This window comes from Ewingella sp. CoE-038-23 (genome assembly GCF_040419245.1).
Lineage (GTDB): Bacteria > Pseudomonadota > Gammaproteobacteria > Enterobacterales > Enterobacteriaceae > Ewingella > Ewingella allii.
Genome location: NZ_JAZHOH010000001.1, coordinates 150,235 through 174,913 on the forward strand (window position 1 = coordinate 150,235; position 24,679 = coordinate 174,913).

The 24,679-nt window shown below is 50.4% G+C and carries 22 protein-coding genes, 2 tRNA genes and 1 pseudogene; 20 read left to right on the forward strand and 5 right to left on the reverse strand.

Translation table 11 applies throughout. From position 1 onward, the window contains the following. Positions 1-467: 467 nt before the first annotated feature. The gene (locus V2154_RS00755) at positions 468-836 is read left to right on the forward strand and encodes a DNA-binding protein (RefSeq protein ID WP_353500670.1); all 369 of its coding nucleotides are present in this window, start codon (positions 468-470) and stop codon (positions 834-836) included. Between the two features lie 64 nt (positions 837-900). On the opposite strand, the gene ispB is transcribed toward V2154_RS00755, so the two are convergent. Further along, positions 901-1,872, reverse strand: a complete 972-nt coding sequence (gene ispB / locus V2154_RS00760) for an octaprenyl diphosphate synthase (protein WP_353500671.1) — start codon at positions 1,870-1,872, stop codon at positions 901-903. 259 nt (positions 1,873-2,131) lie between these two features. On the opposite strand from ispB, the gene rplU reads away from it, so the two are divergent. The 4 genes from rplU to cgtA all read left to right on the forward strand — a co-directional run bounded on the left by rplU (position 2,132) and on the right by cgtA (position 4,967). Continuing rightward, entirely contained in the window at positions 2,132-2,443 is a 312-nt protein-coding gene (gene rplU / locus V2154_RS00765; RefSeq protein ID WP_034795239.1) for a 50S ribosomal protein L21, read from the forward strand. Between the two features lie 18 nt (positions 2,444-2,461). Next, entirely contained in the window at positions 2,462-2,719 is a 258-nt protein-coding gene (rpmA, locus tag V2154_RS00770; protein WP_034795241.1) for a 50S ribosomal protein L27, read from the forward strand. Positions 2,720-2,807: 88 nt separating this feature from the next. Then, positions 2,808-3,779, forward strand: coding sequence for a DMT family transporter (locus tag V2154_RS00775; protein ID WP_353500672.1), 972 nt, complete (start codon positions 2,808-2,810; stop codon positions 3,777-3,779). An 18-nt stretch (positions 3,780-3,797) separates the two neighbouring features. Continuing rightward, a complete protein-coding gene (gene cgtA / locus V2154_RS00780; protein WP_353500673.1) occupies positions 3,798-4,967 on the forward strand; it encodes an Obg family GTPase CgtA in 1,170 nt (389 codons plus the stop codon). An 88-nt stretch (positions 4,968-5,055) separates the two neighbouring features. Here cgtA and pmrB read toward each other — a convergent pair whose 3' ends face one another. From pmrB to dacB, 3 genes are read right to left on the reverse strand one after another with little or no spacing between them, the layout of a single operon-like run. Beyond that, positions 5,056-6,123, reverse strand: coding sequence for a two-component system sensor histidine kinase PmrB (pmrB, locus tag V2154_RS00785; RefSeq protein WP_353500674.1), 1,068 nt, complete (start codon positions 6,121-6,123; stop codon positions 5,056-5,058). Then, positions 6,120-6,782, reverse strand: a complete 663-nt coding sequence (pmrA, locus tag V2154_RS00790) for a two-component system response regulator PmrA (RefSeq protein WP_353500675.1) — start codon at positions 6,780-6,782, stop codon at positions 6,120-6,122. The genes pmrB and pmrA overlap by 4 nt, the downstream gene beginning before the upstream one ends. Positions 6,783-6,792: 10 nt before the next feature. Then, positions 6,793-8,226, reverse strand: a complete 1,434-nt coding sequence (gene dacB, locus V2154_RS00795; protein ID WP_353500676.1) for a serine-type D-Ala-D-Ala carboxypeptidase — start codon at positions 8,224-8,226, stop codon at positions 6,793-6,795. 282 nt (positions 8,227-8,508) lie between these two features. Here dacB and greA point away from each other — a divergent pair, with 282 nt between their 5' ends. After that, entirely contained in the window at positions 8,509-8,985 is a 477-nt protein-coding gene (gene greA, locus V2154_RS00800; protein WP_353500677.1) for a transcription elongation factor GreA, read from the forward strand. Between the two features lie 194 nt (positions 8,986-9,179). Here greA and yhbY read toward each other — a convergent pair whose 3' ends face one another. Further along, on the reverse strand, positions 9,180-9,476 hold the full coding sequence (gene yhbY, locus V2154_RS00805; protein WP_034795256.1) for a ribosome assembly RNA-binding protein YhbY: 297 nt from the start codon (positions 9,474-9,476) through the stop codon (positions 9,180-9,182). Positions 9,477-9,659: 183 nt separating this feature from the next. On the opposite strand from yhbY, the gene rlmE reads away from it, so the two are divergent. From rlmE to pnp, 14 genes and pseudogenes are all read left to right on the forward strand, one after another. Then, positions 9,660-10,289 (forward strand): 23S rRNA (uridine(2552)-2'-O)-methyltransferase RlmE, encoded by a 630-nt coding sequence (gene rlmE / locus V2154_RS00810; protein ID WP_034795258.1) that lies wholly within the window; start codon positions 9,660-9,662, stop codon positions 10,287-10,289. A 56-nt stretch (positions 10,290-10,345) separates the two neighbouring features. Beyond that, complete coding sequence (ftsH, locus tag V2154_RS00815; RefSeq protein ID WP_353500678.1) at positions 10,346-12,289, forward strand: ATP-dependent zinc metalloprotease FtsH; 1,944 nt, start codon at positions 10,346-10,348, stop codon at positions 12,287-12,289. A gap of 119 nt (positions 12,290-12,408) precedes the next feature. After that, a pseudogene (gene folP / locus V2154_RS00820) lies at positions 12,409-13,264 on the forward strand (dihydropteroate synthase). Next, entirely contained in the window at positions 13,251-14,591 is a 1,341-nt protein-coding gene (gene glmM, locus V2154_RS00825; protein WP_353500680.1) for a phosphoglucosamine mutase, read from the forward strand. The pseudogene folP and the gene glmM overlap by 14 nt, the downstream one beginning before the upstream one ends. Positions 14,592-14,846: 255 nt before the next feature. Continuing rightward, positions 14,847-15,185, forward strand: coding sequence for a preprotein translocase subunit SecG (gene secG, locus V2154_RS00830; RefSeq protein WP_034795265.1), 339 nt, complete (start codon positions 14,847-14,849; stop codon positions 15,183-15,185). A gap of 99 nt (positions 15,186-15,284) precedes the next feature. Further along, positions 15,285-15,371: transfer RNA gene (locus V2154_RS00835), tRNA-Leu, on the forward strand. A 59-nt stretch (positions 15,372-15,430) separates the two neighbouring features. Continuing rightward, positions 15,431-15,507 (forward strand) — tRNA-Met (locus tag V2154_RS00840). Positions 15,508-15,721: 214 nt separating this feature from the next. Continuing rightward, a complete protein-coding gene (rimP, locus tag V2154_RS00845; RefSeq protein ID WP_072009938.1) occupies positions 15,722-16,174 on the forward strand; it encodes a ribosome maturation factor RimP in 453 nt (150 codons plus the stop codon). A 21-nt stretch (positions 16,175-16,195) separates the two neighbouring features. Continuing rightward, positions 16,196-17,683: a transcription termination factor NusA gene (gene nusA / locus V2154_RS00850; protein WP_034795271.1), complete on the forward strand. Its 1,488-nt coding sequence runs from the start codon at positions 16,196-16,198 to the stop codon at positions 17,681-17,683. A gap of 24 nt (positions 17,684-17,707) precedes the next feature. Next, positions 17,708-20,401 carry a translation initiation factor IF-2 gene (gene infB, locus V2154_RS00855; RefSeq protein WP_353500681.1) on the forward strand — a complete coding sequence of 898 codons (2,694 nt, stop codon included), beginning with the start codon at positions 17,708-17,710 and terminating at the stop codon, positions 20,399-20,401. Between the two features lie 80 nt (positions 20,402-20,481). Further along, positions 20,482-20,892 carry a 30S ribosome-binding factor RbfA gene (rbfA, locus tag V2154_RS00860; protein WP_034795277.1) on the forward strand — a complete coding sequence of 137 codons (411 nt, stop codon included), beginning with the start codon at positions 20,482-20,484 and terminating at the stop codon, positions 20,890-20,892. Positions 20,893-20,894: 2 nt separating this feature from the next. Continuing rightward, on the forward strand, positions 20,895-21,839 hold the full coding sequence (truB, locus tag V2154_RS00865) for a tRNA pseudouridine(55) synthase TruB (RefSeq protein WP_353500682.1): 945 nt from the start codon (positions 20,895-20,897) through the stop codon (positions 21,837-21,839). 123 nt (positions 21,840-21,962) lie between these two features. Further along, on the forward strand, positions 21,963-22,232 hold the full coding sequence (gene rpsO, locus V2154_RS00870) for a 30S ribosomal protein S15 (protein WP_034795283.1): 270 nt from the start codon (positions 21,963-21,965) through the stop codon (positions 22,230-22,232). 273 nt (positions 22,233-22,505) lie between these two features. Beyond that, on the forward strand, positions 22,506-24,626 hold the full coding sequence (gene pnp, locus V2154_RS00875) for a polyribonucleotide nucleotidyltransferase (protein WP_353500683.1): 2,121 nt from the start codon (positions 22,506-22,508) through the stop codon (positions 24,624-24,626). Positions 24,627-24,679 lie beyond the last annotated feature (53 nt).

Genomic DNA, 24,679 nt, shown 5'->3' on the forward strand with positions numbered 1-24,679 from the left:
AATCGCCTATTTATTAGGAGGATAAATGAATGACTTTTTTTGCTACTTTAAATATATGAATAAGATGTCTGACTAATTATCGACAGCCGTGAGGTCTTTGGTGGCAAGTGAGTGAGGGTTGTAAAAGATTTTCGCTCATCACTTTTGTTTTTATCTCTATGAAAAATATGGGTTTAATGATTTTGTTTGGTTTGTTGACTAACTGTTTAATACTTTCCAAAAAACACTGATTGTGTATTTATTAACTTTCATAAAAAAGATTAATCGATATCTGGGCTTCTTTTGTTACTTATTGAAGTGAGTTAATCAGCTTTATTACTTCTATTAAGTAGTGCTATAAGTTATCTGCTTTTATTAAATCTAAAGCTAAACGGAAAGCAGAACAGGCCATTTATGGACATTTTCATGGTCTCAGCGCGTTATAACAGCATTCTTTTGTGCAAATGCACAATATGAAAAGGAACGTTATGAAAAAAGAGTGGTTTTCAGCGAGGGAATTAATTGGTTTCGACGGTCTGCCAAATTCAACTCAGGGCATTCACAGTATGGCACGGCGTCAGGCATGGTTAAAACGCCGTCGTTGGGGTGTTCAGGGACGCGCCGTTGAATATCACATTGGCACCTTACCGATTAAAGCGATGAATAGCCTGGAAATGAAAGAGCAGTCCGCTGAATATGTTTACACTGCCCATCAAGATCCTTTGGCGATTTGGATTGAGAGCTACAAACAGTTAAAAGAAGATGAGCGGGATTTAATTATCAAATTCATTGTGCGGGAAGGGATGTCAGAGGTGTTAAATCGATTGAGCGCTAAGCCCGATACGCCTGATGTCTGAAGCCATGTGAAATGACAACTGTACCGCAGCCGAATCGCGGTACAGCCGTTTTAAGAGTCGTGAATTAGAAATCTCTTCTTACCGCAATATGCGCCAAGCCTTCCAGCGCCGTGCGGTAAGGCGATTCTGGCAAGACCTGCAATGCGCGAATCGCCTTATCAGCTTCTTCTTCAGCGCGAGCGCGAGTGTAGTCCAGAGAACCCCACTGGTGCATCGCTGCCAGAACCGGCTCCAGCAGATGGCGGCCGTTTCCTTGCTCAATAGCACCACGGATCATGGTTGATTGCTCGGCATCGCCGTGCTTCATGGCGTGAAGCAGAGGCAGGGTGGGTTTGCCTTCGTTCAGGTCATCGCCGGTGTTTTTACCCAGCGTCTCGCCATTCGCATCATAATCCAGCAAGTCGTCGATCAACTGGAAGGCCGTGCCCAGATAGCGGCCATAGTCTTGCAGACCCTGAATTTGCTCGTCGTTGCCGCCGGCCAGCATGGCCGATGACTGGGATGCCGCTTCGAACAGGCGGGCCGTTTTGCTGTAGATAACCTGCATATAGATCTCTTCCGTAATGTCAGGATCGTTGCAGTTCATCAGCTGTAAAACTTCACCTTCGGCAATCACGTTGACGGCTTTCGCCATCAGCGCCAGCACAGGCATTGACTCTAAATCCGTCATCATCTGGAAAGCGCGGGTATAGATAAAGTCGCCAACCAGCACGCTGGCGGCATTGCCAAAGGCCGCATTGGCTGTCGCTTTTCCACGGCGCATATCAGATTCATCAACCACGTCGTCGTGCAGCAACGTCGCGGTATGGATAAACTCGATAAGGGCGGCGATGGTCACATGCTTGTCGCCTTCATAGCCCAACGCGCGCGCGGTGAGTACGGCGATCATTGGGCGAATGCGTTTACCACCGCCACTAATAATGTAATAGCCCAACTGATTGATCAGTGATACATCAGAATTCAGCTGTTCCAGAATGGTTGCGTTGACCGCAGCCATGTCCTGCTCGGTGAGATCGATAATCTGTTCTAGGTTCATTGTGTTTTTTCGGCTGCGTTACTCTTCACCGCAATGAGATCTGGCTCACATTGGCACATGGCGCTAACTGTAAAGGGGATTGTACTTGAAAAACAATGGAGATAAATGCCATCTAGTGAACTGCGCTTTTTTTCTTCTTTTGTCGTGAAAGTGCTCTTGTCATATGCTGATTTTTTGCGTAGAATTCGCGCCCTATTGTGAATATTTATAGCGCCCTCTGGACTATACAAAGTTGAGTGCGCGGAAAGCGGAGTTTTATATGTACGCGGTTTTCCAAAGTGGTGGTAAACAACACCGTGTTAGCGAAGGGCAGACTATTCGCCTTGAGAAATTGGACATCGCAACTGGTGAAACAGTTGAGTTTGACCAAGTTTTGATGATTGCTAACGGTGAAGAAATCAATATCGGTCTGCCATTAGTTTCTGGCGGTTTGATCAAGGCTGAAGTTATTGCTCACGGTCGTGGCGACAAAATTAAGATCGTTAAATTCCGTCGTCGTAAGCATTACCGTAAGCAACAGGGCCACCGTCAGTGGTTCACTGATGTTAAAATCACCGGCATTAGCGCTTAAGTTTAGGAGAGCGGAACAATGGCACACAAAAAGGCTGGCGGCTCCACACGCAACGGTCGCGATTCAGAAGCTAAACGTCTTGGCGTAAAACGCTTTGGCGGCGAAGCAGTACTGGCAGGCAGCATCATCGTTCGTCAGCGCGGCACCAAATTCCACGCTGGTAACAACGTGGGTTGCGGTAAAGACCACACTCTGTTTGCTTTGGCTGACGGTAAAGTCAAGTTCGAAGTTAAAGGCCCGAAAAATCGTAAATTTATCAGCATCGAAGCTGAATAAATTTCTCGAGTCTTAAGAAAATAGATGTAAGCCCCGCAATTCGTTGCGGGGCTTTTTACATTCTGGTTCGCCTAAGTATGGCAGGGACATGGACACGAAATCGCAGGCGCCTATAGGGATTCTGTTAGCGGTGATCACGGCAATGTGCTGGGGTTCGCTGCCTATAGCGATGAAGCAAGTGTTAGTGGTCATGGACCCTTTCACTGTCGTCTGGTTTAGGTTCTCTCTGGCCGCAGTGGTGCTGGGATGTATTTTGGCGTCACGGCATAGATTGCCGCCGATGCAAATGTTCAAAAGTCCTCGCTGGTTGATTTTATTGTTAGTCGCGACCTGTGGGTTATTGGGCAATTTCGTCTTATTTGGGTCATCTCTGCAATACCTCAGCCCTACGGCGTCGCAGGTTATCGGGCAGTTATCACCCGTCGGCATGATGTTCGCCAGCGTCATTATCTTGAAAGAGAAGATGCGCGTAACCCAAGTGATTGGGGCGGGCATGCTGATACTCGGCTTGGTACTGTTCTTTAATACCAGCCTGATTGAAATTTTCACACGTCTCACGGATTACACCCTGGGTGTATTGCTGGGGATAAGTGCGGCAACGGTTTGGGTTATTTACGGCGTTACGCAGAAGGTCTTATTGCGGCGGCTAGCCTCACCTCAGATCTTGTTTTTGCTGTACACTTTATGTTCTATCGCATTGCTCCCGCTGGCCAGTCCGGCGATGCTCTCGCAGCTCAATAGTTGGCAATTTGCCTGTTTATTGTTTTGTGGCGCGAATACGTTAGTAGGATATGGCGCATTAGCGGAAGCGATGGCGAGATGGCAGGCGGCACAAGTAAGTGCATTTGTTACCCTGACGCCATTGTTTACCCTGCTATTTTCAGATTTATTAGCACTTGCCTGGCCTAATATGTTTGCTGCACCAGTGCTTAACCTAATTGGTTATTTGGGAGCATTCGTGGTGGTGGCGGGAGCGATGTTTTCCGCAATTGGCCATCGTTGGTGGCCTGGTCGGACAGAACAAACCCTGGTGGCGACTCTTAAGCAGCCGGGTGAATGATTTACGGAGACGGTACACATGAAGTTTGTAGATGAAGCCACAATTTTGGTCGTGGCAGGTGATGGCGGTAACGGCTGTGTCAGCTTCCGTCGTGAAAAATATATCCCCCGTGGCGGCCCTGATGGCGGCGACGGCGGCGACGGCGGCGACGTCTATGTGCTGGCAGATGAAAACCTCAACACGCTGATCGATTTCCGTTTTGTGAAATCTTATCGTGCAGAGCGCGGCACCAATGGCCAGAGCAGCGATTGTACGGGTAAACGTGGCAAAGACATCGTCATCAAAGTCCCGGTCGGTACGCGTATTCTGGATCAGGGCACTGGCGAAGTATTGGGTGACATGACCCGCCACGGCCAGCAGCAGATGGTTGCCAAAGGCGGTTTCCACGGCCTCGGTAACACCCGCTTCAAATCATCCGTAAACCGTTCCCCTCGCCAAAAAACGATGGGCACCAAGGGTGAGATGCGCGACATCTCTCTGGAACTGATGTTGTTGGCTGACGTGGGCATGCTAGGTCTGCCGAACGCCGGTAAATCAACCTTCATTCGCTCTGTCTCAGCCGCTAAACCAAAAGTTGCCGATTATCCATTTACTACGCTGGTGCCAAGCTTGGGCGTTGTGCGTATGGATAACGAGCAGAGCTTCGTGATTGCCGATATCCCAGGTCTGATTGAAGGGGCTTCGGAAGGCGCAGGTTTAGGTATTCGCTTCCTGAAGCACCTTGAGCGCTGCCGCGTGCTGCTGCATCTTATTGATATCGCACCAATCGATGAATCTGATCCGGTTGAAAACGCTAAAGTTATCATCAACGAACTGCAGCAGTATGATGCCAAATTGGCAGAAAAACCGCGCTGGTTGGTGTTCAACAAAGTTGATCTGATTGAGAAAGAAGAAGCTGAAGCTCGTGCTAAAACCATCGCCGATGCTTTGGGTTGGGAAGGAGATTACTACCTGATCTCTGCCGCCAATCGCGAAGGCGTTAACGCGCTGTGCTGGGATGTGATGAAGTTCATCAATGAAAATCCTAAGCACATGGCTGTTGAGGCTGCCGTGCCAGAGAAAGTTGAATTCATGTGGGATGATTACCACCGTGAGCAACTGGCCGAAGTCGAAGCCGAAGATGACGACTGGGATGATGACTGGGACGAAGATGATGACGAAGGCGTAGAGATTATCTACGAACGTTAATTCTGCGTTTAAGTGATTATTTACACGTCGATAAAGGCCGCTCTAGAGCGGCCTTTTTTCATGCATAAATTCGAGGTTCAGGCTGGGCTTAGTATTTGTCGATAAAGGTTTCTGGCAGCCAGCACTGGGCGCAGAGGCCTTGGGTATCTTTGCGATTGCTCAATTGCAGATTGCCGCCGTGCAGTGCGGCAATGCGCACAATGATATTCAGCCCCAGCCCGCTGCCACCGTAGCGCTGGTCAACGCGTTTGAAAGCCTGAGTAAGTTCACTGGCTGTCTGTTCATCAATTCCCGGGCCGTTATCTTCGACTTTTATCACTGCGCCCTGATTCTCACTCAGCAGGGTCAAGGTTATCTCACCACCCTCCGGGCCATACCTAAAGGCATTTTCCACCAGATTGCGCACCATCAGGCGTAATAGGATGGCGTCGCCCTGAATCACCCGCTTCTCAGGCAGGGAGTAGCGCAGAGACTGTTGGCGCAGGGTGAGCATCTCCTCCAGCTCCTCCTGCAGCGGCAGCACCACGTGCTCGACCAAGTCCACCTGATCATAATGCCCCTTCGCGAAGTTTTGCCCCGCCCGCGATAGCATCAGTAGCTGCTCGATAGTCAGCATCAGCTGATCGATGCGGCTAATCAAGGTCTTGCTGCCTTCCACACCTTTCTGCTCCATCAGCTCGAGATGCAAACGCACTCCGGCCAGCGGCGTGCGCAGCTCATGGGCGGCATCGGCGGTAAACAGCCGCTCTTGCTGAATGGTGTTGGAAAGCCGGGCAAAAAGCTGATTCAGCGCCTTAGTGACCGAGACGATTTCGCTAATTTCACTGTTAAGCGGCAGGGGGGATAAGTTGTCCGCCGAGCGAGTTTCCAGCCGATTCTGCAATTGGTTAAGTGGCCGAATGATCCAGCTTATAGCCCAGAAGGAGAGCAGCAGCGTGACGGCCATCATCAGTAGGGAAGGGGCAATCAGCGAGGCAATCGCCTCGGCTATCTCTTTCTCAACGTGGCTATTGCGCACCTTGGCAGAGAGCGTGTCGTTGACCAACAGGTTGATCTGTTCCTGACTCTCATGCCAAAGCCAAAATACGCTGGTGAGCTGAGTGACGAACAAGATCAGCGCCAGCATGACGAGCAGCCGACGCCGCATGCTGTTCATTCAGAGACCTCTAAACGATAGCCGTTACCGCGAATGGTGCGGATAACCTCTTTGCCTAATTTGCGGCGCAGGTTGTGCATATGCACTTCCAGCGTGTTGGAGCCGAGATCGTCATTCCAGGTGTAGAGATCTTGCTGTAGAAGTTCGCGATTCACGGTTTGGCCTGCCCGCATCATCAGCCGGGAAAGGATAGCGAACTCTTTCGGCGTCACTTCGACGGGAGCGCCATCTTTATAAACTTGCTGGGTGGAGAGGTTAATTTTGAGGTAGCCGACGATAACCTGATTATCGCTCTGCCCCTGATAGCGGCGGATTAAGGCTCTGACCCGCGCCAATAGCTCGACCAGCGCGAAAGGTTTAATCAGATAATCATCTGCACCGGCATCAAGGCCGTCTACGCGATCCTCAAGGGCATCGCGCGCGGTGAGGATCAGCACGGGGATGGAGATATGCTCCCGGCGCCACTGGCGCAGGAGAGAGGCGCCATCGCGATCGGGTAGGCCCAGGTCTAACACCACCAAGCTGTACTGGCTTGCCAGAATTAGGCCATGGGCCTCTGCCGCTGTCGATGCGCAATCACAAGCGTAATTCTCTCCGCTGAGGGCCAATGCCAGGCCCTGTCGTAAGAGTTCATCATCTTCAACGATCAGTAATTTCATCGTTTAGAACTCAGTTATTTTGATATACATCCCGATAGAGACGGCTTTCAAAACGAACCAACGGTGCTCTACGCGTGCGCTGATCTTCCGGCGGAACAGCATAGCCAGATAAGAACTGCACAAAGGCCATACGTTGGCCGCTGGCCGTCGTGATGAAGCCCGCGAGGTTATAAACGCCAGCCAGTGAGCCGGTCTTCGCAGAAACTTTTCCATCCACGCCCGCTTCGTGCAAACCGCCGCGATATTGCAATGTACCGTCATGGCCCGCCAGAGGGAGCATTGATATGAAGTTTAGCTCCTGATCGTGTTGAGCAATGTATTGCAGCACTTGCATCATGGTCGCAGGTGACAACAGGTCGTGGCGCGACAGGCCAGAGCCATCTACCTGAATAGAGTTACCTAAATCGATACCGGCTTTCTGGCGAAGGATCTGACGCACGGCGTCGGAGCCCGCACGCCACGTGCCCGGCACGCCAAAACGCTGGTGTCCTATGGTGCGGAACACGGTATCAGCAATCATGTTGTCCGATTTCTTCAACATGATGTGCAGCAAATCGTGCAGCGGCGCGGACTGCGTTTGGGCCAGAACCGTACCCACTGGCGTCGGCTGTGTCTGGCGCTTCAGCGTGCCGTCGATTTGAATCTCAGCCTGTTGCAGCTCATCTTTAATGATGGCACCGGCATAGCTCGCTCCGTCTTGAATGGCGAAGGCCAAAGGCAGAGGTTCGCTGCGCTGGGTCAGGCAGCCCGTCAGCGTGTAACGGTTGAGTTCGCCAGGCACCACGTCCAGTTCGCAATATTGCGCATCAGGTGAGCCTTTCGCCAGTGTCCGCACTTCGCTAAACATGTGGACTGGATAGTATGATGCGACGCGAATGAAGGCGTTATCGTTAGGTTTTGGCGCACTGTAGAGCGAAACCGAGAAGCAGTTTCGATCGACAATCGCTGCCGCCGGTGGCGCGCTGAAGCACTGGGTTATATCGTTCCACGGCCAGCCCGGCGCTTTGTCATGGCTGGCGAAAACTGAGCTGTCGATGATCACATCGCCAGTGATTTGTTTGATGCCCTGCTTGCGTAATGCAGCCACCATATTGCGAATATTCTGACGCTTAAAGGTGGGATCTCCACCGAAACGCGCGACCAGATCGCCTTTCAGCACACCATCGCCGACGGTGCCTTTGGTTTCGAATGTGGTCGTAAACCGGAAATCCGGGCCTAGCTGGAGCAAGGCTGCCAGCGCGGTCAAAATTTTCATCGTACTGGCGGGCAAAGCCATCTGCTGCCCGTGATAGTCTATCGAAGGGGTTGTGGCTCCAATCTTCTGTACCAGTAACGCCAGGTTTGTACCGTCGGGCAGATACTCGGTGTAATTTTCGACCTGAGCTGCGTTTGCGTTCAAAACAAACGCGCAAGCTAATCCACTGACAATTTGTAAAAAACGCATTATTTTGAGTAAGGGCCTTGGGTAACTGCGGAATGACGTGCCGCCATACTACGATGCTACGAAGTGGGGTGCAACGAGGGCGAAAGTAAACGATGACCCTCAGGGAACTCTACGTTAAAATACGCATCAAAATGCAAAACCAATCCTGACTTGGGTCTTTGACTCCGGGTTAGGTTTTTTTTGTTTTTAGCCAGAGAGAGTCGGTCAAGAGCACTGACTTATTTCTACCTGATTCGATCAGGACGGTGTTTACCGAAAGGACAAGTTAGAGGTAGTTAATATATGAAACCGATTCCGATGACATTACGTGGCGCTGAAAGATTACGTGAAGAACTTGATCATCTTAAGAGCGTTCGTCGCCCGAAGATCATTGCAGATATCGCCACTGCACGTGAACATGGCGACTTGAAAGAGAATGCTGAATACCACGCCGCTCGTGAACAACAGGGCTTCTGTGAAGGTCGTATTCAGGAAATCGAAGCCAAGCTTTCCAATGCTCAGGTGATCGACGTAACCAAAATGCCGGCAACGGGTCGCGTGATTTTTGGTGCCACGGTATCCGTGATGAACCTTGATACTGAGGAAGAGCAAAAATACCGCATCGTGGGTGATGATGAAGCAGATTTTAAGCAAAATCTGATTTCTGTTAACTCGCCTATTGCTCGTGGTTTGATTGGCAAAGAACAAGATGACGTCGTGGTGATCCGTACGCCGGGCGGGGATGTCGAGTATGAAGTGCTGAAGGTTGAATACCTTTAATCTGCCTCAGCTAACCTGAATAAAAAGTGCCATTCTTCAGGCGCAGCGACCATTCAAAACGCTCACTTCCCGCGTGAATTACTTCACAGGGAAGTGAAAACTAACGTAAAAAGGCCGCGAGCGGCCTTTTATTGAAAGTAATAACGTGTCACCGTTCCACTTATCTACAGCGTTTTTCGTTAAACCTTAAACAATTAACGCGGTAAGATAATTTTGCGGTCTTCAGTCGAAGGGCGATAAAGTACCAGAATATTGCCGATGACTTGCACATTGCTCGCCTTGGTTTCACGCACAATAGCGTCAACAATCAAGGTCTTCGTTTCACGCTCTTCAGCGGCTACTTTCACTTTGATAAGTTCGTGGTGTTGCAGAGCCAGTTCGATTTCTGCGAGCACACCTTCGGTAAGGCCGTTATTACCTAGCATGACAACCGGTTTGAGTGGATGTGCCAGACCTTTCAGGTACTGTTTTTGCTTATTGTTAAGATTCATCGTCTTTTTTGCTTAAGTTGGGATTGAAAACGGGTCATTCTACCGCCATCTCATGGTTATCACCAAATCGGACTGCTTTGGCGCGAAGATTTGAGTGGCTTTAGCTATCGACGTAATGACGCTAAGAGCTTGTTCCAAATGCTCTATATGAGTGTTAATGGAAAATTAAATGGTTAATAAATAATGTCTAATAAAAAGCGTTCTGCAAGTTCCAGTCGCTGGTTGCAGGAACACTTTAGCGATAAATATGTGTTACAAGCACAGAAAAAGGGCCTACGTTCCCGCGCCTGGTTTAAACTGGATGAGATACAGCAAAGCGACAAACTGTTCAAACCAGGAATGACCGTGGTTGACTTGGGCGCTGCGCCGGGTGGTTGGTCACAATTTGCTGCCACCCAAATCGGGCATAAAGGCCGCATTATCGCATGCGATCTTTTACCTATGGATCCCATCGTTGGAGTCGACTTTCTTCAGGGCGACTTTCGTGATGAATTAGTTCTCAAAGCTCTGTTGGAAAGAGTGGGAGATAACAAAGTTCAGGTGGTCATGTCCGATATGGCCCCGAATATGAGCGGTACTCCGGCAGTCGATATTCCAAAATCGATGTATCTGGTTGAGTTAGCGCTGGATATGTGTCGTGATGTATTGGCACCAGGTGGAGGTTTCCTGGTGAAGGTGTTCCAGGGAGATGGCTTTGATGAATACCTACGGGAAATTCGCTCCCTTTTTACGAAGGTGAAGATTCGTAAGCCAGACGCTTCTCGTGCACGTTCGCGTGAAGTGTACATCGTAGCGACAGGGCGGAAACTGTAATACCCTAACGCTGTTTGTTAACACAGTTGTAATATGAGGTTAATCCCTTGAGTGACATGGCGAAGAACCTGATTCTCTGGTTAGTCATCGCGGTTGTATTGATGTCTGTATTTCAGAGCTTTGGGCCCAGCGAGTCTAATGGCCGTAGGGTAGATTATTCTACCTTCATGTCCGAATTGACCCAAGACCAGATTCGTGAAGCACGTATCAATGGACGTGAGATTGACGTTGTTAAAAAAGATAGCAACAAATACACGACCTACATCCCAGTTGATGACCCTAAATTGCTGGATACGCTGCTGAGCAAAAACGTGAAAGTTGTTGGCGAACCGCCAGAACAACCTAGCCTGCTGGCCTCTATCTTTATTTCATGGTTCCCGATGCTGTTGTTGATTGGCGTCTGGATATTCTTTATGCGGCAGATGCAGGGCGGCGGCGGCAAAGGGGCAATGTCCTTTGGCAAGAGCAAGGCGCGCATGCTGACGGAAGACCAAATTAAAACCACTTTTGCTGACGTCGCTGGTTGTGACGAAGCCAAGGAAGAGGTTAGCGAACTGGTAGATTACCTTCGCGAACCAAGCCGTTTCCAAAAACTGGGCGGTAAGATTCCAAAAGGCGTGTTGATGGTCGGCCCCCCAGGTACCGGTAAAACCTTGCTGGCGAAAGCCATCGCGGGTGAAGCAAAAGTACCTTTCTTCACGATTTCCGGTTCCGACTTCGTTGAAATGTTCGTGGGTGTGGGTGCATCTCGTGTGCGCGACATGTTCGAACAAGCGAAAAAAGCAGCGCCATGCATCATCTTCATCGATGAGATTGACGCCGTAGGTCGCCAACGTGGTGCTGGTTTGGGCGGTGGTCACGACGAACGTGAACAAACGTTGAACCAGATGCTGGTTGAAATGGACGGCTTTGAAGGCAACGAAGGCATTATCGTTATTGCTGCAACTAACCGTCCAGACGTACTTGACCCAGCGTTGCTGCGTCCAGGTCGTTTTGACCGTCAGGTGGTTGTTGGCCTGCCAGATGTTCGCGGTCGTGAGCAGATCCTGAAAGTCCACATGCGTCGTGTGCCACTGGCACCAGATGTTGACGCATCTGTGATTGCACGTGGTACGCCGGGCTTCTCTGGTGCTGACTTAGCCAACTTGGTTAACGAAGCGGCTCTGTTCTCTGCTCGTGGCAACAAACGCGTTGTTTCTATGGTTGAGTTCGAGAAAGCCAAAGACAAAATCATGATGGGTGCGGAACGTCGCTCCATGGTGATGACCGAAGCGCAGAAAGAATCTACGGCATATCACGAAGCGGGCCACGCCATCATTGGTCGCCTGGTTCCTGAGCATGACCCAGTACACAAAGTCACTATCATCCCTCGTGGACGTGCTTTGGGTGTGACCTTCTTCCTGCCAGTAGGCGATGCGATTAGCGCCAGCCGTCAGAAGCTCGAAAGTCAGATCTCTACCCTGTACGGTGGTCGTCTTGCTGAAGAGATCATCTACGGTGTAGAAAAAGTCTCTACCGGTGCATCCAACGACATCAAAGTGGCGACCTCCATTGCGCGTAACATGGTTACCCAGTGGGGCTTCTCTGAGAAATTGGGTCCATTGCTGTACGCAGAAGAAGAAGGCGAAGTGTTCTTGGGTCGCTCAGTCGCGAAAGCCAAACACATGTCTGACGAAACTGCCCGTATCATCGATCAGGAAGTGAAATCTCTGGTTGAGCACAACTACCAACGTGCCCGTAAGCTGTTGATGGAAAACATGGACATCCTGCATTCAATGAAAGATGCATTGATGAAATATGAAACCATTGATGCGCCACAAATTGATGACCTGATGAACCGCAAAGATGTTCGCCCGCCAGCTGGCTGGGATGAGTCTAGCGCGAAAAATGGTAACGACAGTTCCAATGACGGTGGCGCGCCTAAAGCACCAACGCCAGTAGACGAACCGCGTACGCCGAATCCAGGCAACACGATGTGTGAACAATTTAGCGGCAAATAAGCCGGTAATTGTGTCCCATTGTCGACGTTGTGAATAAAAACCTCGGGCTTGCCCGGGGTTTTTTTATGCATAATGTACGGACGACACAGAATATTTATCAGAAGCGATAGGACACCAGCATGCTGCTAAACGCCCAAGGGGTTTCGTTAGACCTCAGATTTCCTCAGGTCATGGGGATCCTAAACGTTACGCCAGATTCTTTCTCTGACGGTGGTCGCCATAACCGCATTGATTTGGCACTGCAGCATGCTCAGGCCATGGTTGATGCCGGCGCAACGATAATCGATATCGGCGGCGAGTCTACTCGTCCGGGCGCGGCAGAGGTCAGCGAGGATGAAGAACTTTCCCGCGTCATCCCCGTGGTCGAAGCTATTTATCGCCGGATGGAAGTTTGGATATCCGTCGATACCTCGAAAGCCGCGGTTATCCGAGAGTCAGCCGCCGCTGGCGCCCACATCATCAATGATATTCGCTCTCTGCAAGAGCCTGGCGCCCTAGAAGCCGCTGCGGCGAGCGGCCTGCCTGTCTGCCTGATGCACATGCAGGGGCAGCCAAAAACGATGCAACATTCACCGAAATATGACGATCTGATTGGTGAAATCGATAGCTACTTCGCCGCACAAATTGCGCGTTGTGTGAGCGCGGGTATTCCGAAAAATAAATTGTTGCTCGACCCAGGCTTCGGTTTCGGTAAGAATTTGAACCACAACTACCAGCTGCTCGCAAGGCTGGCTGAATTCCACCATTTTGGGTTGCCATTACTGGTTGGGATGTCGAGAAAATCGATGATTGGGCAGTTACTCAATGTGTCCCCGGAAAATCGGGTGAGTGGAAGTATTGCCTGCGCCGTTATTGCTGCAATGCAGGGCGCGCAAATAATCAGAGTGCATGACGTAAAAGAAACCGTCGAGGCGATGCGTATCGTTGAGGCAACACTTTCAGCAAGGGAAGAATAAAAATTATGAGCAACCGTAAATACTTTGGTACAGATGGCATTCGTGGCAAAGTTGGCGAAAGCCCGATCACGCCTGATTTCGTATTAAAGTTGGGCTGGGCCGCAGGTAAAGTCCTCGCCCGCCATGGTTCGCGCAAAGTCATTATTGGCAAAGATACCCGCATTTCTGGCTATATGCTGGAATCAGCACTCGAAGCCGGCCTTGCTGCCGCAGGTCTTTCCGCCTCTTTCACCGGCCCAATGCCAACTCCGGCCGTTGCTTACTTGACCCGCACCTTCCGCGCGGAAGCAGGTATCGTCATTTCAGCCTCTCATAACCCTTATTATGACAACGGCATCAAATTCTTCTCCATCGACGGTACAAAGCTGCCTGACGATGTTGAAGAAGCCATTGAAGCCGAAATGGATAAGCCGCTGACCTGCGTTGAGTCGGCAGAGCTGGGTAAAGCCAGCCGCATTGTGGATGCCGCTGGCCGCTACATTGAATTCTGCAAAGGCACATTCCCAAGCGAACTGAGCCTGAATGGCCTGAAAATCGTGGTTGACTGCGCAAACGGCGCGACCTACCACATTGCGCCAAGCGTGATGCGCGAGTTAGGCGCGAAAGTGATCGCTATCGGCTGCGAACCCGATGGGATGAATATCAACGAAAAATGCGGCGCGACGGATGTTCGTCTGCTGCAAGAGCGCGTTCTGGCTGAAAAGGCCGATGTCGGTCTGGCCTTTGATGGCGACGGCGACCGTATCATCATGGTTGACCATGAAGGCAATAAGGTCGATGGCGACCAGATCATGTATATCATTGCGCGCGAAGGTCTGCGCCAGGGCCAGCTGAAAGGCGGCGTGGTGGGCACCTTGATGAGTAACATGGGTCTTGAGCTGGCATTGAAACAGCTAGGTATTCCATTCACTCGCGCCAAAGTTGGCGACCGCTACGTTCTTGAGAAGATGAAAGAGAAGGGCTGGAGCATTGGCGCCGAAAACTCAGGCCATGTGATCCTGTTAGACAAAACCACCACCGGTGACGGTATTGTGGCCGGTCTGCAAGTGCTGACCGCCATGGCGCGTAACCACATGAGTCTGCATGACCTGTGCAGCGGCATGAAATTACTGCCACAGGTGCTGGTCAATGTTCGCTTTGCGGGTACCCATGACCCGCTGGAAACTGAAGAAGTGAAAACCATTACTGCTGAGGTTGAAAAACAGCTGGCAGGGCGGGGCCGAGTATTACTGCGTAAATCAGGTACTGAGCCGTTAATTCGCGTTATGGTGGAAGGTGAAGACGGCGCGTTAGTAGAAATGCTGGCTAACCGAATTGCTGATGCCGTAAAAGCGTCAAAGCCATAATTGAGTAACAGCACTGATTCTTAAAATAATTTGGGCCTTTTTTGAGCATGAAAAAGGCCCGAAATTTTTCTGACGCACAGACTTTGACAGCTTTTGACGTTTTTTTCCGCAAACGAACAATCCTCGTCAAATTGCCCTTGCGTCCCCATACACCTTTGGTTAGTATTCACACCCGCTTCAGTGGGTCATTGAAATCCACTAAATTGGTGAGAAGCATTTAGCATGCGGTGAACCCGCAAGGATACAGGTACTACTATGTACGAAGCTCTTCTGGTGATTTTCCTTCTCGTAGCAATCGGCCTGGTGGCTATGGTTATGCTGCAACAAGGTAAAGGTGCTGATATGGGAGCCTCTTTCGGAGCAGGTGCTTCTGGCACATTGTTCGGTTCGAGTGGTTCCGGTAACTTCATGACCCGTACGACAGCTATTTTAGCGGCGCTTTTCTTCGTTATTAGCTTGATCTTGGGCAACATGAGTACCCATAAGGGCCAGCAAGGTAGTGAGTGGGAGAACTTAGGTCAGCCAGCGAAAACTGAGCAGACGACAACTGCACCAGCGGCTCCTGCAGCGCCTAACAGTGATGTTCCTCATTAATCTGTAGATTAAATGTTATTGCTCTTATAAAGAAGTGGAAGTAAGCTTTTCAATCAATGGCTTATGCTTGGACAGTAGAAGCGATTGTGAAAAATAAGTGCCGAGGTGGTGGAATTGGTAGACACGCTACCTTGAGGTGGTAGTGCCCGAATGGGCTTACGGGTTCAAGTCCCGTCCTCGGTACCAATCTTTGTGATAACTTGCTTTTAAGCGGTTATCGGCGTAGTATTTGCCACGTTTTCGGACGCGGGGTGGAGCAGCCTGGTAGCTCGTCGGGCTCATAACCCGAAGGTCGTCGGTTCAAATCCGGCCCCCGCAACCACTTTCCCTAAGTGTTTATTTCAAATAGACTTTCAGTTTCCTCCTGTTATGTTCTGCAGTTTCAATTTGAAATAACACTTTCGAAAGTTGCGCCGAAGTCGCTTTTCGGCGAACAGGGTCCAGTTTCATAAAGCCCCGATTTATCGGGGTTTTTTGTTATTTGGCAGCAGAATCACTGGGCTATTAGGCCCTTTTTTTATGTCTTGGGGGTGGGCTTGTCCACATTAGAACAAAAATTAACAGAGATGATTTCAGCACCGGTTGAAGCATTGGGCTTCGAGCTGGTAGGCATCGAGTTCGTAAGAGCTCGCCAATCGACGCTACGCATCTATATTGATAGTGAAGACGGGATCACAGTTGATAATTGTGCTGATGTCAGCCACCAGGTTAGCGCCGTGTTGGATGTCGAAGACCCCGTCACTGTTGCATACAACCTGGAAGTTTCCTCTCCCGGTCTCGATCGCCCTATGTTTACCGCTGAACATTACCAACGTTTTCTCGGTGACGAGGTGAGTCTGGTACTGCGGATGGCTATGCAGAACCGTCGCAAATGGCAGGGAATTATTAAGGCTGTCGAAGGCGAAATGATCACGGTTACTGTGGAAGGCAAAGATGAAGTGTTCGCGCTGAGCAATATCCAGAAAGCGAACCTGGTACCCCACTTTTAAAGTTTGGATGAGGCAACTAGGATGAACAAAGAAATTCTGGCTGTTGTAGAAGCGGTTTCTAATGAAAAATCACTCCCGCGCGAGAAGATTTTTGAAGCGCTGGAAACTGCGTTATCGACAGCGACTAAGAAAAAGTACGAACAAGAAATTGAAGTCCGCGTCACCATCGATCGTAAAACCGGTGACTTTGACACCTTCCGCCGTTGGGTTGCTGTTGACGAAGTTACGCAACCAACGCGTGAAATCACCCTTGAAGCTGCCCAATACGAAGACCCTTCTATTGAATTAGGCGGTTACATCGAAGATCAGATTGAGTCTGTCACCTTCGACCGTATTACAACTCAGACCGCGAAACAGGTTATCGTACAAAAAGTACGTGAAGCTGAACGTGCGATGGTGGTTGAGCAGTTCCGCGAACAGCAAGGCGAAATCGTTACTGGCGTGGTTAAGAAAGTTAACCGTGATAGCATCGCTCTCGATTTAGGCAGTAATGCTGAAGCCGTTATCCTGCGCGAAGACATGCTTCCACGCGAAAACTTCCGCTCTGGCGACCGTATTCGTGGCGTGCTGTATGACGTCCGCCCAGAAGCACGCGGCGCACAGCTGTTCGTCAGCCGTTCTCGTAATGAGATGTTGATCGAACTGTTCCGCATCGAAGTACCAGAAATTGGTGAAGAGCTGATTGAAATTAAAGCAGCAGCTCGTGACCCAGGCTCTCGTGCCAAAATTGCCGTTAAAACCAACGACAAACGCATTGACCCAGTGGGTGCATGTGTTGGTATGCGCGGTGCTCGCGTGCAGGCCGTGTCTAGCGAATTAGGCGGCGAGCGTATCGATATCGTATTATGGGACGACAACCCTGCCCAGTTCGTTATCAATGCTATGGCGCCTGCCGATGTTGCTTCCATCGTGGTTGACGAAGACAAACACACTATGGATGTCGCTGTTGAAGCCAGCAATCTGGCTCAGGCGATTGGTCGTAATGGCCAAAACGTACGTTTAGCCTCTCAACTGAGCGGTTGGGAACTGAACGTTATGACTGCGGATGACCTGCAAGCCAAACATCAGGCTGAGGCTCATGCCGCGATTGAAACTTTCACCAAATATCTGGCTATCGACGAAGATTTCGCCACTGTCTTGGTAGAAGAAGGTTTCTCAACGCTCGAAGAATTGGCCTATGTGCCAATGAAAGAATTGCTAGAAATCGATGGCCTGGATGAAGACACGGTAGATGCTCTGCGCGAACGTGCGAAAGAAGCATTAACTACACTGGCTTTAGCTCAGGAAGAAAGTCTCGGCGACAATAAGCCTGCAGAAGATTTGCTGAACCTGGCGGGTCTGGAACGTAGCATGGCATTTAAACTGGCTGCACATGGGGTTTGTACGCTGGAAGATCTTGCCGAGCAGGGTGTCGACGATCTAGCGGATATTGAAGGTCTTAGTGACGAACAGGCTGGTGAACTTATCATGGCCGCGCGCAATATCTGCTGGTTTGGCGACAATGCGTAATAAACTGTAGCAGGAAGGAACAGCATGACAGATGTAACCGTAAAATCGCTGGCAGCAGAGATTCAAACTCCGGTTGATCGCCTGGTACAGCAATTTGCTGATGCAGGGATCGACAAGTCTGAAGCTGACTCTGTCACCCAGCAAGAAAAAGAGACATTATTGGCGCACTTGAACCGTGGAAACGGCAGTGCTCCAAACAAACTGACCTTACAACGCAAAACGCGTAGTACACTGAACATTCCGAGCACCGGCGGAAAGAGTAAATCGGTGCAAATCGAAGTCCGCAAGAAACGCACTTATGTAAAACGTGATATGACCGAAGCTGAACAAGCCCAGGCCGAAGCGGAAGAGCAGGCGAAGCGTGAAGCGGAAGAACAGGCACAGCGTGCAGCAGCAGAGCAAGCCCAGCGCGAAGCTCAAGAAAAAGCGAAGCGCGCCGCCGAAGAGCAAGCCAAACGTGAGGCCGCTGAAAAAGCTAAGCGCGACGCAGCGGAAAAAGACAAAGTGACAAATCAACATACCGACGAAGTAACCAAACCAGCTCAGGCAGATAAAGCACGCCGTGAAGCTGAAGCCGCAGAGCTGAAACGCAAAACGGAAGAAGAAGCCCAGCGTAAGATCGAAGAAAACGCGAAACGCGTTGCTGAAGAGGCCCGTAAAATGGCTGACTCTGGCGTCTGGACTGAAGTTGTTGCGCCAAGCGAATCCGAATCCGCTGACTATCATGTCACCACTTCTACCCACGCTCGTGCAGCTGAAGACGAAAATGACGCCAAGGTTGAAGGCGATCGTCGCAGCCGTACTCGCGGTGGCAAAGCGACCAAGCAGAAGAAAGGCAATAAACTGTCTGAATCTAAAGCAGACCGCGAAGAAGCGCGCGCTGTAGGTCGTAATGGTAAAGGCAAACGTAAGCCAAGCACGCTGCAACAGAGCTTCAATAAGCCAGTTGTTGCTGTAAACCGTGACGTTGTGCTGGGTGAAACCATCACCGTTGCTGAGCTGGCGAACAAAATGGCTGTTAAAGGCTCTCAGGTCATCAAAACGATGATGAAGCTGGGCGCGATGGCGACCATCAACCAGGTTATCGATCAGGAAACTGCTCAGCTGGTTGCTGAAGAAATGGGCCATAAAGTTATCCTGCGTCGTGAAAACGAGCTGGAAGAAGCGCTGATGAGCGACCGTGACACAGGTGCGTCAGCAGCTGCTGAGCCACGTGCTCCAGTTGTGACCATCATGGGCCACGTTGACCACGGTAAAACCTCTCTGCTTGACTACATTCGTTCAACGAAAGTCGCAGCGGGCGAAGCCGGCGGTATTACGCAGCACATCGGTGCTTATCACGTTGAAACTGAAAACGGCATGATCACCTTCCTGGATACTCCAGGACACGCCGCATTTACCTCAATGCGTGCTCGTGGTGCTCAGGCAACGGATATCGTGGTTCTGGTTGTTTCTGCAGATGATGGCGTAATGCCACAAACCATCGAAGCTGTTCAGCATGCGAAAGCCGCTGGCGTGCCAATCGTGGTTGCAGTAAACAAAATTGATAAACCAGAAGCGGATCCAGATCGCGTTCGCACCGAACTGTCTCAGTACGGCGTTATGCCAGAAGAGTGGGGCGGCGAGTCTCAGTTCGTACACGTTTCTGCGAAAGCAGGTACAGGTATCGACGAACTGCTGGACGCTATCCTGCTGCAAGCCGAAGTTCTTGAACTGAAAGCAGTTCGCAGCGGTATGGCAAGCGGTGTGGTTATCGAATCCTTCCTGGATAAAGGCCGTGGCCCAGTGGCGACTGTCCTAGTTCAAGAGGGTACGCTGAACAAGGGTGATATCATCCTGTGTGGCTTCGAATACGGCCGTGTTCGTGCAATGCGTGATGAGTTGGGCCGTGACATTTCGTCTGCGGGTCCTTCTATCCCTGTGGAAGTGCTGGGTCTGTCTAGCGTTCCTGCTGCCGGTGACGAAGTGACTGTTGTACGTGACGAGAAGAAAGCCCGTGAAGTTGCCCTGTATCGTCAAGGTAAGTTCCGTGAAGTTAAACTGGCTCGCCAGCAGAAATCTAAACTGGAAAACATGTTTGCGAACATGACTGAAGGCGAAGTTTCTGAACTGAACATCGTTCTGAAGTCTGACGTACAAGGTTCTTGTGAAGCGATTTCTGACGCGCTGCAAAATCTGTCTACCGACGAAGTGAAAGTTAAGATTGTTGGTATGGGCGTAGGTGGTATCACCGAAACCGACGCAACGCTGGCTGCCGCTTCTAACGCTATCATCCTTGGCTTCAACGTACGTGCCGATGCATCTGCTCGCCGTGTCGTAGAAAGCGAAAGTCTGGATCTGCGTTACTACTCCGTCATCTATAACCTGATTGACGAAGTTAAGCAGGCGATGAGCGGTATGTTGGCGCCAGAATACAAACAGCAAATCATTGGTCTGGCTGAAGTTCGTGACGTGTTCAAGTCACCGAAATTTGGCGCAATCGCAGGCTGTATGGTTACTGAAGGTATGATTAAGCGTAACAACCCAATCCGTGTACTACGTGACAACGTGGTTATCTATGAAGGCGAGCTGGAATCCCTGCGCCGCTTCAAAGATGACGTTGCCGAAGTTCGTAACGGCATGGAATGTGGTATCGGCGTGAAGAACTACAACGATGTGCGTACTGGCGATGTGATCGAAGTATTCGAAATCATCGAGATCAAACGTACCATCGCGTAATCTTAGCGATGTCGCTTATATCCAGTTGGGGGGCCTTGAGCCCCCCTCTTTGTCTGGAGATTGTCTGAAGGAGTTTTATCATGGCAAAAGAATTTAGCCGTACCCAACGTGTCTCCCAAGAGATGCAAAAAGAGATCGCCATCATCCTACAGCGCGAAGTCAAAGACCCGCGCGTAGGCATGGCGACCGTTTCTGGCGTTGAAGTGTCTCGTGATCTGGCCTATGCCAAAGTCTTCGTGACCTTTTTAGATGTTTTGACAACAGACAATCACGATCCTGATCGTGTGAAGAATGGCATTAAAGCTTTGCAAGACGCGTCTGGTTTCATCCGCACGTTGATTGGTAAAGCCATGCGTCTGCGTGTTGTTCCAGAGTTAACCTTTGCTTACGACAACTCACTGGTTGAAGGCATGCGTATGTCTAACCTGGTGACGAACGTAGTGAAGAATGACGCTGAGCGTCGTTCTGCTGCAGGTGATGACGAGGAATAACAATGAGTCGCCCACGTCGTCGCGGCCGTGATATTCACGGCGTTCTGTTATTGGATAAGTCCCTTGGTCTGTCCTCTAACGACGCGCTGCAAAAAGTAAAACGTTTGTATAACGCCAACCGTGCAGGCCATACCGGTGCGTTAGACCCACTGGCTACCGGTATGCTGCCGCTGTGTTTAGGGGAAGCGACCAAGTTCTCGCGTTTCCTTCTGGACTCAGACAAGCGTTATCGCGTGATTGCCCGCATGGGGCAGCGCACCGATACTTCTGATGCCGAAGGTCAAATTATCTCCGAGCGCGATGTCACCTTTAACCAACAGCAGTTGGATGAGGCGTTGGACAGCTTCCGCGGCGAAACTCAGCAAATCCCTTCTATGTATTCCGCATTGAAATACGAGGGGAAGAAGCTCTATGAATATGCCCGTCAGGGGATTGAAGTTCCTCGCGAATCTCGCCCGATTAACGTCTATGAACTGAAGTTCATTCGTTGGGAAGGCTTTGAGGTTGAGCTTGAGATCCACTGTTCCAAAGGCACTTATATCCGCACTATCGTTGACGATTTGGGTGAAAAGCTAGGCTGTGGCGCGCACGTGACTTACCTGCGTCGCTTGCAGGTGGCGACTTATCCTTTCGAACGCATGGTGACGATGGAACAGCTGCATGCGCTGATCGCTCAGGCGGAAGCCGAAGGCATTGAACCGCGCCTGTTACTGGACCCTCTATTATTGCCGATGGACAGCGCCTGTGAAGATTTCCCTGAAGTAAACCTTTTGCCAGTTGTGGCGGGATACGTGAAGCAGGGGCAACCCGTACAGGCTTCCGGCGCCCCGACGTCAGGCATGGTGCGCATCACCGAAGGCGAAGAACGTAAGTTCATTGGCGTCGGTGAAATTGACGATGATGGCCGCATTGCGCCGCGTCGTTTGGTGGTTGAATACACCGAGTAAGCCCTTTCTGCTCACCTTGCGATCGTATTATGCAAAGAGTAGAATAGCGCAGCTTATGCATTGGGTAGCTGAATTAGAGATCGGCACCCGTATTAATTATCTATAATATTTTGGAGTATGATTATGTCTCTAAGCGTTGAAGCTAAAGCTCAAATCGTTGCAGACTTTGGTCGTGGCACTAACGACAGTGGTTCTACCGAAGTTCAGGTTGCTCTGCTGACTGCTCAAATTAACCATCTGCAAGGTCACTTTGCAGAGCACAAAAAAGATCACCACAGCCGTCGTGGTCTGCTGCGTATGGTTTCTCAGCGTCGTAAACTGCTGGACTACCTGAAGCGTAAAGATGTAGCACGTTACACCAGCCTGATCGAGCGTCTGGGTCTGCGTCGCTAATCAAGCGAGTTTCAGTGTAAAGGGGCCTATAGGCCCCTTTATTCTAGGAAGCGACAGCAAATCAGGTTACTGTATGGCTGTTGTTTCTGTAGTACTTTTAAGAACATGAACTTCCGTTACAGATGTTTTCGCGCGGCTAATGAGAGACTTTATTGCCACTTTGTCAGGTATATAAGGATTGTCATTAGTCGCGAGAATGTAGTGAGAAGCTCAGATATTTATCGGCGTGAACTGCTGTCATAACAGCTGCGCGCCACAAAAAAGGATATTACATTGCTTAATCCGACTATTCGTAAATTCCAATACGGTCAACATACCGTAACGCTTGAAACCGGTATGATGGCTCGTCAAGCGACAGCCGCAGTTATGGTTAGCATGGACGACACCGCAGTATTCGTTACTGTTGTTGGCCAAAAGAAAGCAAAACCAGGTCAGAGCTTCTTCCCACTGACCGTAAACTATCAGGAGCGTACTTACGCTGCTGGCCGTATCCCGGGTAGCTTCTTCCGTCGTGAAGGCCGCCCAAGTGAAGGCGAAACGCTGACTTCACGTCTGATTGACCGTCCAATTCGTCCACTGTTCCCAGATAGCTTCCTGAATGAAGTTCAGGTTATTGCTACCGTGGTTTCTCTGAACCCACAGGTGAACCCAGATATCGTTGCGATGATTGGTGCTTCTGCTGCACTGAGCCTGTCTGGTATTCCATTCAATGGCCCAATCGGTGCTGCACGCGTTGGTTACATCAATGACCAATACGTTCTGAACCCAACCGCTGACGAACTGAAAACCAGCCGCCTGGACTTGGTGGTTGCCGGTACTCAGGGCGCTGTGCTGATGGTTGAATCTGAAGCTGAAGTATTGAGCGAAGATCAGATGCTGGGCGCAGTCGTGTTCGGTCACGAACAACAACAAATCGTTATCGACAACATCAACTCTTTAGTTGCTGAAGTGGGTAAAGAGAAGTGGGATTGGCAGCCAGAAGTCGTGAATGCAGAACTGCACGCACGCGTTGCTGCTCTGTCCGAAGCTCGTCTGGGTGATGCTTACCTGATCACTGAGAAACAAGAGCGTTACACTCAGATCAACACCATCAAAGCTGAAGTTGTGCAGACTCTGCAAGCTGAAGATGAGACTCTGGACGCTGGCGAAATCTCTGATCTGCTGGGCAGCATCGAGAAAAACGTCGTTCGTAGCCGTGTGCTGCGTGGCGAGCCGCGTATTGACGGTCGCGAAAAAGACATGATCCGTGGTCTGGACGTGCGTACTGGCGTTCTGCCTCGTACTCACGGCTCTGCTCTGTTCACCCGTGGTGAAACTCAGGCACTGGTTACTGCAACGCTGGGTACTGCCCGTGATGCACAGAACCTTGACGAGTTGATGGGCGAGAAGACAGATAGCTTCCTGTTCCACTACAATTTCCCTCCATACTCTGTAGGTGAAACCGGTATGGTTGGCTCGCCAAAACGTCGTGAAATTGGTCACGGTCGTCTGGCGAAACGCGGTGTGTTGGCGATGATGCCTAAACCAGAAGACTTCCCGTACACCGTGCGCGTTGTTTCTGAAATCACCGAGTCTAACGGTTCTTCTTCAATGGCTTCCGTTTGTGGCGCTTCTCTGGCACTGATGGACGCAGGTGTACCAATCAAAGCGGCCGTTGCTGGTATCGCGATGGGTCTGGTTAAAGAAGACGAAAACTTTGTGGTTCTGTCTGACATTCTGGGTGACGAAGATCACCTGGGCGACATGGACTTCAAAGTGGCCGGTAGCCGTGACGGTATTACCGCACTGCAGATGGACATCAAAATTGAAGGTATTACCCGCGAAATCATGCAGGTTGCTCTGAACCAAGCTAAGGGTGCGCGTCTGCACATTCTGGGCGTGATGGAACAGGCTATCAGCACGCCGCGCGGTGATATTTCTCAGTTCGCACCACGCATCCACACCATCAAGATCAGCCCAGATAAAATCAAGGACGTGATCGGTAAAGGTGGTTCAGTGATCCGTGCGCTGACTGAAGAAACCGGCACTACCATTGAAATTGAAGATGATGGTACAGTTAAAATCGCTGCGACCGACGGTGAGAAAGCGAAATACGCTATCCGTCGTATCGAAGAGATCACTGCTGAAATCGAAGTTGGCCGTATCTACCAAGGTAAAGTTACCCGTATCGTAGATTTCGGTGCCTTCGTGGCTATCGGCGGCGGTAAAGAAGGTCTGGTCCACATCTCTCAAATAGCTGATAAGCGTGTTGAGAAAGTGACTGACTATCTGCAGATGGGTCAAGAAGTTCCAGTTAAAGTTCTGGAAGTTGACCGTCAGGGCCGCGTTCGCTTGAGCATCAAAGAAGCGACTACGCCAAGCTCGGATGAAACTGCAGAGCCTTCAGCTGAGTAATATCTGTAACATTTGTTTTACAGCTCTCTGTCTATAAGGCAGAGAGCTGCTCG